The sequence below is a fragment of the Phytopseudomonas flavescens genome (genome assembly GCF_900100535.1).
Lineage (GTDB): Bacteria > Pseudomonadota > Gammaproteobacteria > Pseudomonadales > Pseudomonadaceae > Aquipseudomonas > Aquipseudomonas flavescens.
In genome coordinates this window covers 71953-89299 of record NZ_FNDG01000025.1, presented here as the reverse complement: position 1 = coordinate 89299, position 17347 = coordinate 71953, and the positions used below count along the sequence as shown (strand labels likewise).

9 protein-coding genes and 1 pseudogene are annotated in these 17347 nt (G+C 57.9%); all 10 read right to left on the bottom strand.

All coding sequences use genetic code 11. The features are described 5' to 3' along the window. Nucleotides 1-265 (bottom strand): annotated as a pseudogene (locus tag BLR94_RS28080) (transposase); the annotation flags it as partial. A 363-nt stretch (nucleotides 266-628) separates the two neighbouring features. Further along, nucleotides 629-2668: a protease Lon-related BREX system protein BrxL gene (brxL, locus tag BLR94_RS24005; protein ID WP_084308432.1), complete on the bottom strand. Its 2040-nt coding sequence runs from the start codon at nucleotides 2666-2668 to the stop codon at nucleotides 629-631. Between the two features lie 14 nt (nucleotides 2669-2682). Continuing rightward, complete coding sequence (gene pglZ, locus BLR94_RS24000; RefSeq protein ID WP_084308433.1) at nucleotides 2683-5310, bottom strand: BREX-1 system phosphatase PglZ type A; 2628 nt, start codon at nucleotides 5308-5310, stop codon at nucleotides 2683-2685. A gap of 75 nt (nucleotides 5311-5385) precedes the next feature. Beyond that, on the bottom strand, nucleotides 5386-6351 hold the full coding sequence (locus tag BLR94_RS23995) for a toll/interleukin-1 receptor domain-containing protein (RefSeq protein ID WP_084308434.1): 966 nt from the start codon (nucleotides 6349-6351) through the stop codon (nucleotides 5386-5388). Nucleotides 6352-6353: 2 nt separating this feature from the next. Next, the gene (gene pglX / locus BLR94_RS23990) at nucleotides 6354-10037 is read right to left on the bottom strand and encodes a BREX-1 system adenine-specific DNA-methyltransferase PglX (protein WP_084308435.1); all 3684 of its coding nucleotides are present in this window, start codon (nucleotides 10035-10037) and stop codon (nucleotides 6354-6356) included. Next, nucleotides 10034-11479 carry an AlbA family DNA-binding domain-containing protein gene (locus BLR94_RS23985; protein WP_084308436.1) on the bottom strand — a complete coding sequence of 482 codons (1446 nt, stop codon included), beginning with the start codon at nucleotides 11477-11479 and terminating at the stop codon, nucleotides 10034-10036. The genes pglX and BLR94_RS23985 overlap by 4 nt, the downstream gene beginning before the upstream one ends. 11 nt (nucleotides 11480-11490) lie before the next feature. Next, nucleotides 11491-15165: a BREX system P-loop protein BrxC gene (gene brxC / locus BLR94_RS23980; RefSeq protein ID WP_084308437.1), complete on the bottom strand. Its 3675-nt coding sequence runs from the start codon at nucleotides 15163-15165 to the stop codon at nucleotides 11491-11493. A 19-nt stretch (nucleotides 15166-15184) separates the two neighbouring features. Next, on the bottom strand, nucleotides 15185-15760 hold the full coding sequence (locus tag BLR94_RS23975) for a DUF1788 domain-containing protein (RefSeq protein ID WP_084308438.1): 576 nt from the start codon (nucleotides 15758-15760) through the stop codon (nucleotides 15185-15187). Between the two features lie 23 nt (nucleotides 15761-15783). Continuing rightward, entirely contained in the window at nucleotides 15784-16395 is a 612-nt protein-coding gene (locus tag BLR94_RS23970; RefSeq protein ID WP_084308439.1) for a DUF1819 family protein, read from the bottom strand. Between the two features lie 2 nt (nucleotides 16396-16397). After that, the gene (locus BLR94_RS23965) at nucleotides 16398-17267 is read right to left on the bottom strand and encodes a helix-turn-helix transcriptional regulator (RefSeq protein ID WP_084308440.1); all 870 of its coding nucleotides are present in this window, start codon (nucleotides 17265-17267) and stop codon (nucleotides 16398-16400) included. Between the last annotated feature and the right edge of the window lie 80 nt (nucleotides 17268-17347).

Below are 17347 nucleotides of genomic sequence, written 5' to 3'. Positions count from 1 at the left end.
TGGCAAAGTACGCGGCGGCCTTTTTTAGGATGTCTCGCTCTTCGGTCACTCGCTTGAGTTCAGCACGCAGACGACGCAGTTCGGCCTGCTGATCGTTCTCTTGCTGCCGCTTTTCCTGGGGCTTGCTGTAGCGCTTGATCCAGGCATACAGGCTGTGCACCGACATACCTAACCGCGCTGCCACTTCGGCTACAGGAAGGCCACGCTCGGTCACTTGCTTGACCGCTTCGATTTTGAATTCTTCGGGGTAACGCTGGTTGCTCATGGCACCTCCTAGTGGGCCTCATTATGAGGCTTGGAGGTGTCTACGAAACTAGGGGCGATTCACAGCAGATGACGACGGTGAACTGTGTGAGGGCGATTGAACTGCTCAAACGTAGTCGCGATGGCCTGGATCAACCCCCCCATGGTTGGCCGTTTTACGAGCCATGATGAACGAGCGCATTCGTGAGAAGCTTTGCACCGCTGCTTGGGTTCCCGGATTGCCTGTGTGACATGCAGCTGTTACGACGGTTAGGCATGTCCGTTCACAGCCTGTATGCCTGGAGCAAGCGCTGCAGCACGCCCCAGGAATGCTCGCCATCAATGTCAAAGCGCCCGGCTGAAAACGCTAGTGTCGCGCATCGAGTCAATCCACCCCCAACGCCTTGAACACCGCTTCCACCGGCTCGCCATAGAAGCTGGTCTGGAACTTGGTGAACAGCTCCGCCGGAATGGTCGGGATGTCCATGGCGCTGCTCATCGGCAGGCAAACGCGCTTACCGCCAGCGTCGAAGGCCACCTGCAGGCACTCGGCGATGCTTTCCACCGGGGTGATGCTGCCGCCCAGGCTCATGTCGCCGAGTACCACCATCTGCCCTTGTGCGGGGCGGCCCATCAGGCCGGAGGCGAAGGCCACCAGGCTGGGTAGGGCCATGTGGGTTAGCGGGCCGGTGTTTTGCAGCTCGACCACATGCAGGTGGAAGTCGTGCTCCAGCACTTTGGCCGAGGCACTGATGCGCGAGGCGTTGGCCTTGAAGTAGTCGAAGGCGATCTTCACCTGCTCCTTGGCGACGCTGGAGTTCCACAGGCCCGAGGTGGCCAGTTTTCCGCTGCCCTTGGTGACCTGCAGTTCGATTCGATACAGGCCTGGCATGCCTTTGCCGCTCAGCCCAATGGTGTGGATGAAACCCGGCTTGCCCGGCCCCTCGGCAATCAGCCAGCCGCCGCCTTGTTCTTTCACGGCGATGAAGTGTTCTTCCAGGGTTTCGTTGTCGATGTAGCTGAAATGCACATCGTAGAACTCCATGCCGCCGATCTTCTTCAGCTGCTCCTTGACCCGCCGACGCACCTGTAAGGCGTACTCCAGGCACTGGCGCACGTTTTCCTTGGTGAACTGGTCGTGGGGGTAGAGCAGCTTGAGCAGGCCGGATACGGTCTTGCGTACTGCGATCACGTCGCGCTGGTTGAGGTTGTTGCCCAGCTTGAAGTGCTTGTCGATGGCATCGGCGAAGCTGCGCTTGCGCATCTCGCGGAAGAATTCGGCCAGGTAATCGACGATCAGGCCGTACTTGTTGGTGAAGTACTCGGGGCGCATCTTCGGGATTTCCCAGCCTGGTATATAGGCATGGAAGCGGTCGAAGAAGGCAGCGTCGATCATCTGCTCGGGGAAGGGGGCCAGCAGATGGCTGGTTTTCACCAGAGTTTCGACGCTCTGGTTGATGTTGCCGACAAACACCATCGAAGCCGAGGCCTCCATCTGCTCACGGCCGCGGCCGAAGGAGCCGGAGGCCATGTAGTCCTTCATGATCTGTACGCCGTCCTTGTCCTTGAAGTTGATCCCCGCGACTTCGTCGAAGGCGACCACATCCCAGAGGCCGACCAGGCCGATACGCCGGCTGCTCATGTTGTAGAACAGATTGGCCACGGTGGTCTGCCCGCCTGACACCAGCATGCTGTTGGGCGAGCATTCCTTGTAAATATGGCTTTTGCCGGTACCGCGCGGGCCAAGCTCGCAGACGTTGTAGTTGTTCTCGACGAAGGGAACCATGCGTGCCAGCAGATGCCATTGCACATCTTCTGCCAGGGTCGAAGGCTCCATGCCAATCGAGCGAATCAGCGCTTCGCGCCATTGCACGGTGGTCAGTGCTGCGCGCCCGTCAAACAGCTCCTGCATGTTCATGTTCGGCATCTGGATCGGTTTGAGCAGCGTCACCCCAAACGGCGAGCCGCTCTGGCCCTCTTCGTGGTAGTAGCTCAGCGTGGCGATTACCCAGATACCGCCTACCAGCAGCTTTTCGTATTCCTTGACGATGCCGGCTGAAATCTCCGCATCGCGGATACCAAGGCTACTGAAGGAGGCTTCGTAGCGGTCTTTCTTCTCGTTTAGGCGCACGGTTACGCGATCAATCACCTTGTAGGTGCCGCGCTCGCGTACCAGGGATTTGACCTTCTCGGCTTCGTCCGGACGGACATAGTTTTCCGCCAGTATGGTTTTGACATTCTTCAAGCCGTGTTCGATGACCTCGGCGTCATCCGAGGCGCAGTACATGCCGAGCAGGTACTCGAGCACGTAGACCGGAACATTGGCCCCTTCCTTGATCAGCTTGGTCAGGTCCTTGCGTACCACGCGGCCGGCGAAATGCTCGTTGAGCAGTTGGTCGAGGTCTTTATCCTGTTCGGTATCCATCTAATATCGTGCTCTCAAGAGAAGTCGTCGGTGAAGGCCAGGTCGATGGTGACGCGGTAGCGCTCCAACTCGGTATTCAGGTCCTTGTCACGAATGATCAGGAAATAGTCCTTCCTGCGATCGAAGTCGCTGCCCGCCAACGACAGCCGCACCTGCTTCATGCGTTCGCTCATGGAGTCGGTGGCACAGTCGAAGGTCACCACTTCCTCGCTGGATACCGGCTGCTCGTCTTCATAAATTGCAACGGCCACGGTTACTGGCAGCACCTGCTCGCTGACGACTTCGGTCTGGATCAGATCGAAGCGCTGGATGTTGGTGACCATCTTCAGCGCCGACTTCGGCGAGATGACGCCGACCTTGCGTTTGGTGCGTTTCTCGGCTTTCTCACCGCGCAGCTGGTTGACGGTCAGCACCGGCACCACAATCTCCTGCAGCATGGCCCCGCCATGGACGAAGCGCGCACCACCTATGAAGTGAAAGCGGTTGGCACCTTTGGGAATCCAGAACCGGGTGTCCGATGTCGTACCTGCGGTCAGGCGCGTCGAGCCGCTCCAGACCTCCTTGGCGGTCGGCAGGCTATGGCCGAGTACATAGCGTTTCTTGCTCTTGAAGGCGCTTTCGGGTTTGTCGATCAGAGTGGTGCGGTCGGCAACCTCCAGCTTGCTCTGCTGGAACAGAAAACCGTGGTCAGCGGTGATCAGCACCGTACTGGTATTGAAGTGCATGAGAATCTTGCGGGTCAGCTCGGTCAGCTCCTCGATCGCGACCTCCACATGGTGGAAGGTATCCGACTCGGACGGTCCGCCGCTGTCGCTGCGGTCGTCGATTACGTTGTGATAGACGTAGACCAACTGCTGGTCCTTGAGCGCCTCGCGGCCTTCATCCCGTGACCAGGCCTTGACCTGCTCGGCAGTCACTGCCATGCCGCTGTATTGGGCGAGAATCTTGTCACGCTGAATAGTCCCGGCGCTGGACTGGCCGTCGACGAATACCGTATCGCTGCCGTTCTCGCGGTACTCCAGGGTCTTGTGCGGCAATAGCGCGGCCATGCCCAGCGTGGTGTAGCTGGGCAGTACACCCAACTGGCTGGTCAGGGTCGCCTCGCTGTAGCGCTTCTCGTTGATCCGCTCTCGCAACTCCATGGCCGCCTCGTAACGAAAGGCATCGCTGATGATTACCACCAGGCGCTTGCTACGGTTTTTCTCGAAATGTGGTCGCACCCAGCGTTCGTAGAAGTCCTGCTGGTTGGGTACGCCGGCGATCTTCCAATGCTCCAGGCGTTGTTCGGCCTCTACTCGGTCGCCCCAACTGCGGCCCAACTGATCGAGATACCAATAGGCATAACATTGCTCAACCGCGTCATCGAGCTTCTTCAGCAGCTCAACATGAGCACGATTGGACGCTGCAAAGTAGTGTCGATAGCTGGTATCGAAGCGGTACAGCTCGCTCTCATAGGCTCTGTACAGCGCTTCGCTGCTGGCGAAGTGGAAGCCGGCGGCGTGGCTTTGACGCAAGCTGAACAGCTCGATGGCGGCTGACAGAGCGGAGTACAGCAGCCGGTACTTGCGACGGATGTCGTCATCCTTGTGCCGCGAGGCCCAGTAATTGTCCAGGCGCTCGGCAATGATGCGCGAGAACAGCGCCAGATCCCTAGGGTCGGCCTCGGGGATGGCCTGGGTCAGGTCGACGATGATCTGCTGCTCCACCGTCTGGAAGGTGGCGACGTTGACCAGCGTCTCCAGCGCAATCGCGCCGATCTTCTCGCGGATGTACAGCGCTTCACTGACCCAATCGGAAACCACATCGTAGGTCTTGTAGAAACGTGAACTGTCCCGCCAGCGCGAGAGCAGGGCCCGTGATGTGGCGCGGGCGTTGGCCGAGGGGATGGCTACGGCTTTGGCCCAGTCTGGGATGTCGCCAATGCTTTCGCAGAAGCCGGTGGCCAGCAGACGAATCAGGAAGTGACCGAAGCGCAATGGCTTTTCCCCGCTCAGCTCTTCGGCGCTGGCCGGGTAACCGACTTCGCCCTGCAGTGCCTGCAACAGCGTCGGCATCAGGTTGTATTTGTATAACTCGGCGATGCTGGCGGGGTTGTTCTCCAACCCCAGGTCGTCACGCACCGAAGCCTCGGCCAAGGTGCAGAGCAGGGTGAGCAGATCGGCGTTGCCGGCACCTAGCACCACGGCGATCATCGCCAGATCGAGGGCTTCCTCGCTATCGGTCGGCTGGATCAGGCGCTTCAGCGCGCCCAAGCGAGTCTTGCTGCCAAGAAACTGCTCACGCCGGGCCAGGTGTTCGCGCAAACTCTGCTGCTGCAGGCCCAGCTCATTGAAGATCAGCGAAATACGGTCGGCATAGAAACAGCGCGAGTACAGCTTGATGTCCAGCAGCCAGTCGTCTTCGGCGTCAGGCTCTGCGCAGGGGAAGTACAGCAGGTACTTGCCGCGGTGGGCTTCAAGCTCCAGCTGCAGCTTGAGGCCGAAGGTCGACTCGCCTTGCATGTTCAACACCTGCACATCGGGCAGATCCAGTTGCGGCAGCTCGTCGACAAAGCTCTGCTCAGGGTCGTACCAGAACACGATGCGCTGGTCTTCCGCGAAGAATGCCTGCTTCAGGCCTTGGGTCAGTTGTTGCGTATCCATCAGATCAATCCTTGAGCAGCAGCACAAAGTGCTCAATCAGGCGAGTTAATTCAGGCATTTTTAGTAGCGGGAGTTCTATTTAAGCGGACGAATGAACATCTCCCAGAAATGCTCCGCCATTCCTTCATCGGTTAGCAGCTGATCCCGTTGTGTGCCGAGCATTTGCCCACCCATGAGGGGGCGAAAACCTATGAGTTGGCCGTTTTCGGCAATGCTCATGCTTTCGTTGTAACTGTTTTGAGAGATGCCGCTTTGGCTGTAACAAATATCTCCACCCATGCCGCGAGCGTTGCGCCAGATGCCGCAGTGGCAGACCTTGCTGCCATGCCGGTAGATGGAACAGGCAAAGGCATCAGCATCGCGGCGGTGGAAGTCTGTTTCCAGGCCTTCGTTGCGCTTCGCCAGTTCTGCAAGGGAGTTTTCGAAGAAGCGGGTCAGGTAATCGAAACCTTCGCGGCAGGCGCGATCCCGATCAAGGTCGGTGAAGCGTTTTGGGATGGCCAAGTTGCTAGAGCGGGGCGTGCTGCGACCAATGCTCACCGTGGCGCCAACAGCTCTGGCACGACCAGGTTGTCGGGGCGGGGCTGCTTGTGGAGCTTTGGCCCCAAGCTTGTCCAATGCACGGGATACAGCATCGACAACCTGGACAAAACCGTCGTCATAGCTTGGAAACTGCACGATGGGCTTGCCGTCCACTGTGGCAGCCAGCAGCTTGCCAAAAGGCAGCTTGTGCCAGGCACAGGGCCGGAGAATGACCGGGATTACTACCGCTTCGCCGCGTTCGTGGCGCTGCAAGGCATTGCTCATCTCGATCTGGTAGCAGTAATCGGAGGCGATAAAGTCGCTGCTGACGAGCAACAGGATGATGTCGGCCGTAGAGAAGTAATGATCGATCTGACCTTCGAACTCATCGCCTGGAACGATTCGGCGATCATGCCAGGTATCAATTCGCCCCATGCGCTTCAACGGGGCAAGATGTTTTTCCAACTCATTGCGCAGTGTCTCATCGGCATGCGCGTACGAGAAAACCAGCGTGACCATACTTACTCTCCTTTATCCCCAGTAATGGCCTTCACCTCTGCCAGCAAATCCCCAAACTTGCCGTAGTTCACCTTCACGCCATCGTCGAGATCCAGGCTGATGCGCTGGTCGGCGCAGTGGCGGAGTTTTTCGTCGAAGGTGGCGAGTTCGGCTTGTTGGTTGTGCAGGGTGGTGAGTTGTTTTTCCAGGCGTTTTTTCTCGGACGTGACGGCTTCGTTTTCAATATCCGTGGCTAGCTTGTTTGCGTATGTGTTGAGCTTGGCAGTCAACGGGATGACGTACTCGGTACGCATGCGCGCCAAGGTGCCTTCGTTATAGCGGTGCAGGTAGACCAGGCACTCGAAGGCCTTATGCTTGCCGGAGCTGAACAGCCAGTAGATGGGGCGCTTATTGTAGGTGCGCAGGTGATCCTTGAAGAACTGGGTGCTCAGGTATCGGCGGATGGTGTCCAGCGCCGACTCGCCACCTGATTTACCTTTTAGCGGCTTGATGGCGTACAAGCACAGGCTCTCTGCGACGAAGTCGAGGTTTTCCTGTAGATGCTCGTCGCCCCAGACGGTGCGAATAAACTCGCGGAAGCGGTTGGTGGCGTCGTCAGCGAACCATTCCTGATCTGTGAGCGGCAGGATGCCGTCGTTGTCGGCGGGGAAGGTCTTGTAGGCGCCTTCGGCGACCATGTCTGCAAAGCCCTGGTTACCGGCATGGGCGTAGACCAGACCTTCGCGGTCGAGGGAGTAGCGGCCCATGATGCAGCCGATGGTGTAGCTAATAAGCTCAGCTGAAGTATCGGCCTGCAATCTTGCTTCAAGTTCTTCGCCTGTAGAGTTACTACCATAACGATAACAAGGATTGCAAGACAGAGAGATTTCGCTTAAGCGTACCTCTGGCGTTAGCTCATTTTGTAAGGAGTATGAAGCTATGAAGATTTGATTGTTTATCTCTTCAAGTTTCTGAGCTTCAAGAATGACTTTAGATTGCTGGCTGCGAAGGTTGTTATATATGGACTTGAGGGCGTGCTCAGTATGTCCTATCGACTGAATAGGAAGTCGTTTAAAATCGAATGAAATTTCAAGATAATTCCAGTCGGACTTATGAATTTCAAGTAATTTCTTTGCGTTACCTTCAGTCGTGCCTATATCATGAATTTTCATGAAAGGGATTTTTGCCATATCACCAACAGGCATTGTCAGTGTTGGGTTTATTGCGCTCAAGAAGTAATGGCACACCTTGCTATTCAATAATGCCATTACGGAAATGTTTTTATTTTCAGAATAAAAGCAAGGTGATAAATCGCCAGGGATAAAACCTCTAGGGTGCAGTCGAAAGCCAGCAAGCCCAGAGCCAAGCCGAGGCCAACAGATACCTTCCTCAAAGTAAAGGCTTTCGCTTGGTATGATTGCTCCGTCGAAAGATTTGAGAGATGCGCCATCGTTTTCCCACTCAACAATTAGATCAAGATTTCCGTACCACTTCCTGAAATCTCCGCCATTGTTAAATAAGAACCATTTTTTCTTGCTTGCGATCACTTGCTCTTTTGTTAGTCTCTCCAGTTCAATAGTATTAATGCTGCATTCATTCCACTGCCTTATATATTTTTCTTTGTTTCCGGTTTGTAGGCCTCTTCGAGTAGCGCCAATATCATAAAGTTTTGGGGCGGAAAACGCAGAAAATGCCGGCTCAGATAACCAGTACGCAATTGGGCTTCCAGGGATGTTTTTGAATTTCTTTTCGTTAACAACATAAATGTTATTATTTCTTCTCTTAATAAAAACTAAATTTTTATCAGCTGATTGAGGTGCGGAGTTTAAATCTATGTATGGTCCGCGATGCTCATTTACTTTTGTGTTTTTTATAATGCTTGCGCAGCACTGAACAATTTTTGAGTTGAGTTCAGGAAAGCTGTTGTAGCCTATCTGTATCAGCGTGATGATTGTCTTTTCATTCAAAATCCACTCGCGCATCTTTTCGTAGCTGGAAAGAAACATCCAGCTTTGCATATTAACTTGCGCGTTGTGTCCATTGTCGTTAAGAAAACCAAAGGCGCGCTCCATAAAAATCGCAAACAGGTCTGACTTGCTGCGTTGATAGCGTTTTTTTGCAAAGTCTTTTAGGGCAGAGTTCATTCCGCCGCTGCCCATATATGGTGGATTCGCCACAACCGCATCGTAATGCTGCGCCAATACCCAAGCCTGCTGCACATAGGGAGTCAGCTGCTCTGCCGCCGACTTCTGCATAGAATCTCCACATCGAGCCAGCTGCCGCAGCTCTTCTAGCAATTTCCCCAACGGCTCAGCATCCTCGGTCGGTACCTCAATCAGTGAGCCGAAGGTCTTGGCCTGGGTAAAGCGCGCCAATGTGCTTTTTAGCAGTTGGTAGCGGTTGTCGGCTTGAGCAGCGCTGAGGTCAGTCTGCTCACTGTCGAACAGGCTGTGCGACTGGCCGCGCTGCCAGTCGCTGGTCAGATTGAGCGCCTTCCACAAGCTGGCAAAGTCGAGGTGGCTGCTTTCCTGCAGCGACAGCACGTTGAGCTTGAAGCCGTTCTCTGCCATGCGGCCGAAGATGCGGCGGTCGTCCTCGCGGGCCAGCATCATCAGCGCAAAGCCAGCGAGCTGGCCGGCGCGGTCGTCGATATCCAGGCCGAACAGGTTGTTCTCCAAGATCAACTGCGGGATGTCACGGCTGCGGAAGCCGCGTTCGGTGTAGATATCCTTGAGCACCTTGTAGGCCTCGACCAGGATGTGGCCGGAGCCGCACGCCGGGTCGAGCACTTTGATGCTGAGCGGGTCGATGCTTTCCGGGGTGATGGCTGCCAACTGGGCTTGCACCTCGATGGGTTGCACACCCGGTGCTACGAAGTAGGGCATCTTCTGCTTGAGCGGCGAGTCCGGGTAGGTCTGCAGCCACTGGCGGCCCACGGAGTTCTGCACCAGGTACTGGACGATCCAGTTGGGGGTGAACAACTGGGTGGCGGCGGGGATGTCTTCGCTCTTGACCACCTTGCCGATGATCTGGTCCTTCTTCTCGGAGATATAGAACTGGTAGAGCCAGCCGATGATCTCGATATTGGCCCAGTCTTCTTCGGGGATGGCGCTGACCAGCTCGCGGATCAGCGAGTCGGTCTTGGTCAGGTTGTCCGGCATCAGCAGTTCGGTGGCGTCGTCGACCGCCTCGAAGAGGAAGGGCATGGCCTGGTGCAGGGCGTGGCACTGGGCGAGCAGCAGTTCGCGGTAGAGCTCTTCGTCTTTGCGGCCATCGAGCTTTAGTTCCGCAATGCGCTGGCGGTCTAGGCCTTCCAGCTCGATATCCAGGCAGTCGTCGAGGATCTGCAAGCCGCCCGGCTGATCCGGGTGGCTGAGCACGCGGCGACCGTGATCCAGGTAGCCCTTGAGCTCCATAAAGCGGATGGCGCACAGGCGGTTGAACCAGCTATAAGCGGCCTGCTCCATAGCCTGGGTAAAGCCCATCTGCTCGACCTTTTTCACCAGCGCGGCGCGGGGACGGATGATGCTAGCCGGGAACGGCCGGTCGCCGATCAGGGCCAGATCGCCTTTCTGCTCCAGCGGCTCGATACCCATGCTGGGGATGCTGGATTCTCTGATACCAAACAGCGCCGCGCGCTTGCTCATTGCGGCGATAAAGGCCGTGCGCGCCTTGGGGGCGTAGCGTTTGATGTTGTTGGTGTTCATGCGTCGTCCTTGGTGAGGCTGGCGTCAAGCAGGCGGTATTTCTGCAGGTGGCTGTTGGGTTTGTCAGGCAGGGTCATTTCGATCACTGCCAGCTCCAGCAGGCGTTTGATTTGTTTGTGCAGCTCGCCGGATACGCTTTTATGGCCGAGCTGTTCGGCAAGCGCGGCCTTGCCCAAAGGCTGGTGTCGCAGCAGCATCACCACGCGTGCGGCCAGCTTCGACTCTAGCCGCGACTCTAGCCGTGACTCTTGCTGTGAGCGAGTCAGGGAGTCGGCTTGGGAGGGCGTAACACTGACGGGGGCCGCCAGCGCAATGATGAAGCGCACCCGGTTGGCGATTTCCTGGATCTGCGGCTCGGGCAGGCCCAGGGCGACGGCCTCGGCAAAGATGCGTTTGACCCCGCTGCCCCATTGCTCGATCAGCTTGAGCTCGCGGAATACGCGGGCGATGACCGGGTTGCGGATCATGGACACGCCGTTTTTCATGTCTTCCACGGTCATGCCGGGCAGGAGCATGCCGGGGCTTTCTATCTCGATACGGTCGTCGAAGAAGGCGATGCGGATCGGCGAGCCGCGCTGGGAGTAGTCGCTGTGCACCAGGGCGTTGATGACCGCCTCGCGCAGCATGGTGAGCGGGATGCTCCACACGTCCGTGCGGCGCATGGCGGTGAACTCGGCGCTCTTGAAGGCGTGCTTCTTCAAGAACAGCTCGATGCTGTCCACCGCCTGCGGCAGATAGTCGTGGATTTCGCTCTGGTCGAAGATGTCGACCTTGTCGGTGCCGCGAAAACGCCCGCACTGGATCCAGGCATCGTCGAAGTGCAGTTGCCGGTGTTTGCCGAACAGCAGCACGGCACCCTTGGTTGGCACCAGGCGGCCCTGGTAGCGTGTGAGCAGCTTGAGGGTGAGGAGCTTTTGCTCATCGAGTGCGACGCTGGCACCGAACTGCTGCTGCATGGCCGGCAGATCCAGATCGTCCAGGCTCAGCTCAGGCATGGGCATCGCATCGAAGGTCTCGCCTGCGGCCAGGCGACCCAGCTCGGCAATCAGGCGGACATCGGCCTGGCGGTTGCTGGAACCCTGGCGCACTAAAACGCCATGCTCCGGGCCGAGGGCCTTGAGGTAGCGCGGACGTGAGCTGCTGAGGAAGACCTCGACCCGCAGCAGGGTTTTACCCTCCACGGTGAGCAGTTCGATATTGGGTAGCAACCGCGGCGCGATGCTGTCGGCAATCAGGCTGCCCAGGCGCTCCTCTTCGGCGAGGGGATCATCCACGCCGACTATGTCACCGTTGTCGGCCACGCCAATGATCCGCTGGCCGCCTGCGGTGTTGGCGAAGGCGACCAGAGCCTTGAGCAACGGCTTGGGCGAGGACAGATCGCGCTTGAACTCCAGCTGCTTGTTTTCCGCTTGCTGCAGCAGCTGTTCGATGGGTTGCATCATGGGCGCTCCCGTCAGCGAATCCTGACCCGTTTGTCCTGCTTGATCGCTGCTTCCAGCTCGGCCTTGAGGGCGTCGATAAAGCGCTCGATGTCGCGCTGGCTTTCCAGGTAAACGCCATTGCCCAGCTTGTTGAACACGCTGGTGGCGGCGACGTCCACCACGGGCTTGGGCAGGGCTACGGGTTTGGCTGGAGCCAGTGTCGGTGCGCGATCTTCCTTGACGCTATTACCCTGGTTGGCGGTTTGCGCGGCTTGTTCCTGAGCCTGCCGAAGTTTTTGCTGACGCTCGGCTTCGGCGTGGAGGGCGCGCTCCAACTCAAAGATGCCGTCGTTCAGGCGTTCGTCGGCGGTCTGGGTCTGCAGCATGTAGATATTGGCGATGCCGGTTTCGGTTTCCAGCTCGGCTTTGACCAATTGCAGCGGGCGCAGCAGTCGATTGCTCAGTTCGGACGTTTCGATGCCGCTCTTGGCAATCTCGGCCTGCAGCTGGGTGATCTTTTCATCGACGCGACTCAGGGCATGGCTGCGCTTGTCAGCGAGGATGGCGCTGTTGATGCCCTCGACGGTTTCAACCAGCGCCGCAACCTGGTGCAGTTGGTTGTAGGGGGCGGCGTTGCTTTCGATGCTGTGCAGCTCGGCCATAGCCTTGCGCGCCTTGTCGTCTTTCTCCAGTGCCGGCTTGTTCTTCTCGAAGCGGCGCAGGGCCTGCTGCAACTGCTGCCAGGTGTGCAGCTGGTTGCTGAAGAACTCGTGGAGGTCGCGGTAATCCTCTTCCAGGTCGAGGCAGTCGTGCCTGTTGTCGACCACGGCCTTAAAGAAGTCGACGCTGTCGCTGTTACTGAGCAGGCGTTGCAGGCCGAGGATGGCCTGCTCGATGCTGTCTTTGCCGGGGAAGCGGCCTACGTCGGTTTTGCTCTTGTAGCTTTTCAGGTTGCTCAGCCAGCCGTTGAAACGCTGGGTGTAAAAATCGAATAGCTCTTTTTCACCGGCCGGGCCGAGGGCGTTGAACAGCTCCTGGGAGAGGTTGCGCGCCTGCTTGAGCAGGGCCTCGTCGGTCTGGCGTTTTTTCTGCACCGAGACTTCACGGCGACGACGACTGTTCTGCAGGTAGTCGAAGACTTCCGCCAGGGGTAGGCTGGGGCCGGCGGCATGAAAGGAGATGCGGTCTACGGCGGCAAGGCGGCCGAGTATCAGCAGGATTTCGCCATCCGGCCAGCCGAAGGGGCGTTTGCTGAAGCGCTCGATGATGTCGGAGACCAGAAGGCGATCATTGCCGGAGGCGCGCAGGCTGATGAACTGTTCGACTTCCTTGATGGCCTGCGGGTTGCCTTCTTCCCCATCCAGGGACAGACCTAGCTGGCCGATGCCGTCGGTGTGCAGCACGGCATGCAGTTCACGCTCGGGCTCGGCTTGCAGCACGCGCAGGTAGCCGAGTTTGCTGTAGGTGTTTTCCAGCAGGTATTGGCAGGCTTCATCGAACTTGCTCTGGATGTTGCTGCTGCCAAGCTTGAGATGCTGGCCAAGGGCGTAGACTTCGGCGCGCTCCAGCAGTTCTTCGAGCATCAGGCGCAGGCGCTTTTTACGTTCCTGATTCTCTGCCTTGCGGTCGTTGTAGATTTTTGTCAGGTCTGGTTGGGTGCCATCATCATTGAGACGAACAAATTTGTTGGTCTTGAGAAATATCCGCAGTTCGCTGAAGAACTCCTTGCTGTCGGGCAGTTTGATCAGTGCCATGCCCGCCGGAGCTTCGTTGCTCTTGTTGAGGCAGCCGGCCTCGCCGTACAGGGCGTAGTCAAGATCCAGCGGAGAGACGACTTCGACACGCAGGTCGCTTTCATAGCGGCCCTCGAGGCTGTGGCCATCGAGGTAGCGGCCGATGCTGTAGTCGGTCTTGTTGACGCTGTAACGGAACTTGTTCTTGTCCTTGAGCAGATCCTTGTAGATCAGGTTGGACAGCTCCTTGTTCTCATCCGAGGAGGCGATTTCGGTGGCCTTGATCTTGCGGGTGATGTCGCGCTCTTCGTTGGTGAGGAAGACGAATTCTTCGCCGTTACGGGTGATCAGGCTTTCCTTCTCCAGGCGCTGCAGGGTTTCCTCGATGCGCCGGCGCAGGGCGAGCTTGTCCTCGTCCACTTGCTCGATGGAGAGGGTGACCAGGTTGTCCAGAGTGCCTTTGATCAAGTCGACATAACGGATCATGAACAGGGTGCGCAGGATCTGTACGTCGAAGGTGTCGAGCACGCTGCTTTCGCTGGCCTGGTCGATGGTGCGTTTGACGGCGGTATCGAGGAAGCCTTCTACGGCGGGGTAGAAACTGTGCATGGGCACGAGGGCACCGAGACCTTTGCCTTTTCTGACAAGCTCCAGGGCCGCCATCTGGAAGGCGTCGAGCATGGAGCGCTCGCCATAGGCGAGGTGCGCGCCGGTGGCACCTACCTTGCGGATCTCCTCGAAGACCTTCTGCACCAACTGGAAGTGGTAGGGGGCGAAGGGGTAATTACTGACGAAGCTTTCCGGACCGTCGAAGTTTTTCAGGGTCGGGCCGGAGCGGTCGAAGGTGATCTGGTTACGCAGGATGTCGCCTTTCTGGGCGTATAGGGCGCGCAGTTCGGTGTCGGCCTGATCGGTCTTGCGTAGCAGGCGCTTCTGAATGACTTCGTCGGTGTTGGAGCTGGACAGCGACAGGCGCGTTTTGAAGCGCCCGGCAATCTTGGAGAAGTCGTTGGCCTTGGAGGCGGATAACTCGCCGAGTACGGCATCCATGTCGGCCTGGGAGGTGACGATGATCCAGGCGCGACCCTTGCAGATGGTGCCGAGGTTTTCGGTGATGGTCTGCAGGGTAAGCATCAGCTTGGTGTCGCTGCCGATGAACTGGCCGACTTCGTCCACCAAAAACAGCACGCGGTGTTTGGCCGGTTGGGTTTCCAGGTATTCATTGACCCAGCGGCAGAAGTTTTCCACCGAGACGCTGAAGGTTTGCTCGGAATCCTCGAACCACTTGTGCGCGGCCTCGGCAGAGAGGTCGAGGGCCGCGGCTACCGCCAGTTCGATATCGTCCTGGTAGAACTGGTAGCCATCGCGCTCTTGCGCCCATTCCAGCCCGGTGGATTGGTTGAAGGCCTGTGTGAAGCGCTCGTACACGCCGCGCTGGCTGAGGTGGCGTTCCATATGGGCGATGTGCGGGTGATCGCCGCTGAAGCCTTGGTGCTCGTTGAACACACGCAGGAATACGTTGAGGATCGGGTTACCGGCGTCGTTGGAGCTGGCTTTGCTGTCGATGTTGAACAGTATGACATCGGCGGTATTGGCCACGGCCTTGTCGATGTCGGCGCGGATCATGGCATCGCGCAGCTTGTTGGCATCAAAGAAGGTCACGGCCTTTTTGCTGTTGCCCAGGGCATCACATGCCTCGATGTTGGCCAGCAGGTAGGACAGGGTTTTCAGGAAGTGCGATTTACCGGAGCCGAAGAAACCGCTGACCCACACACCGACGCGGTTGGCGATGGTGGGATCGTTGAGGTCAGTGCTGTAGGAGTCGAAGAAACTGCGGAAATGTCGCTCCAGTTCGTTGGTGACGACGTATTCGTCCAACTCCTGGTACACGGTGGCGTCATCAGCCTGATCCGCCTTGACCACGCCGTTGATGGGGCGGCCGAGATCCTTGAAGAAGATGTCTTTGATGCTCATTACGTATCGTCCTTAATGATCAGGGAACCAGCTTGAACGCGCGGTAGTAGTTATTGCTGGGAATCTTGTTGAACAAGGCCAGCGACTGCCCTGAGTAGTGACCGGGGTAGAACAGCACCAACGGCTTGTGGCCGAGCAGGGCATGCAGCTTGTTCAGCAGGTTGTGCGCGCGCAGCACCGGCCACACCGAGCCAACCCCGGAGATGAGGACGATATCGTGCTCGGCAGCGCGGCTGTGTTCCATCAGGAAAGGGGCGAACTTGTCCATGTGCAACGGGCCGGACAGCGCTTTGAGCAGCGCCTGGTCGCCTTTGGTCTTCTGCATCTGGATGGCTTTGTCGGTGAAGCTGCGCTGATCCAGATAGTCGCGCATGGCCTGCAGCAAGTTGATGTTGATCACCTTGAGCTGGGCGTGCTTTTTGTCCAGAAAACCCTGCAGGAAGCTGAGGTATTCGCGCACCTGCAGCTCGTCTTCGGCGGGATAGTCGAAGATCCAGAAGCCGATCTCGTTGCCCAGGCCCTGGCTCTTCAAAAACTCCTCGGTGAGGATTTTGTCCGGGATCTGGTTCAACCGATCCTGTAGCTGCTGATTCATTCGAATACTCCTTGATTCCGCGCCTACTGGGCGGTTGCGCTGGATACTTCCAGGCAGGCTTTGATGCGTTGGCGGTGACTGTCTTCCAGCAGGGCTATAACCTCTGGGCGGACCAGCAGGTGGTGCAGCTTCATGCTACGGGTGCTGTGCAACAGGCCGACTTCGGCGAGCATGCGGTAAACCACTTGGCCCATTTTCTTGCGGCTGGATTCGGCCCAGGTTTGGATGGCAGGGTCGCGGTGGCTGCGGTCTTCGAGAAACTCGCTCCAGTGGTAGGGTTCCAGGCTTTCGGCGCGGGTGACGAAGGCATCCTTGAGCACGGTCTCGATGAATTCGACCAGCAACAGGTTGCGCTCCAGGGCAGAACAGAACACCACCTGAGTAGCCAACTCGTCGTCACCGTCACGGATGGCACGCCAGAAGGGCGTATCCAGACGCTCCAGGCGTTTGCGCAGGGCTTGGGCAATGCGCCTGGCCGAGGTAGGACTGCGCTTTTGCAGCAGGTTCTGCTGCTGGATTGCCTCCTGCCACTGCTCGGGACTGGCGCCGCAAAGGAGCAGGTCGGCAATGATCCGGGACTCGCGCACTTGTAGGGAACCGCCAGTCAGATCCGAGTCGTAGGTGAAGGTCTGCATGTCTACTCGCCCTCACTGCTGAACAGATACGGCTCCAGTTTGACCCGATCTGCTGGAGTCAGCTGCAACGGGTGCTCGCGTACACGTTCGGCCTCTTGCTCGCTGATGGCGGCCTGATAACGCTGCAAAGTGTAGTGGGCGAGTGCTTTTCTCACCGTCAGCTGCAGGCGGCCTTCGGGCATGCCGAAGTCGCGTTCGACCAGCGCTTTCTGTGCATCGCTGAGCAGGATGTTGGGGAACAGCGTCAGCGTGATCTTTTCGTTCCAGAGGCTGTCGTTTTCCGCTGGCGGAGTGCTTTCGGCGCAGGGCTTGGGCGTGCGGTCGATACGTGACAGCAGGAAATCACGGAATGCCTGCCGCTTGTGGCACCAGGCTCGCACATGCCAGCGGAAGCCGGTGTAGACGAGGGTGTGCGGCGAGATCACCCGTTCGTGGATCTGTGGATTGGACATGGAGGCATAGAGAATTTTCAGGCTGCTGGCATTGCGGCAGGCCTTGATTACCTCGCGCACTACCTCGGGCCTTACTGCGCGGTCGGGCAGTTGCACAGTTGCCACTCCTGGATGGGACTCCAGCACCTGAGCCATAGGCTGGCTGCTTTGGCCTCCGAGTAGCTCCATGTACTCGTTGATATGCCCTGAGGTGAGTACTGGCTGGAAACCGGGAGCTGGTACATAGCCCTTGACCGCTGGGTTGTGAATCAGCGCATCAGGGTTGAGCTCGCTGTTATAGCGATTGATATCCAGTGAGGCCTGCTGGCGGCTGACGCCGAACCAGTCCATCAATTGGGTGGTGATCAGGCGACCTTCCCAGAAAGCGATCAGCTCGATGGCGCGGAGCCGGAGGAGGACTTCGTGTTTGAGGGTAAGCATCCGGGTGCCTGAGCGAAATTCGAGTTCGATTCTGGCTGGTGTGGGGCCGCGTGTAAATGCAATTACTGTAAAGTTTTTGA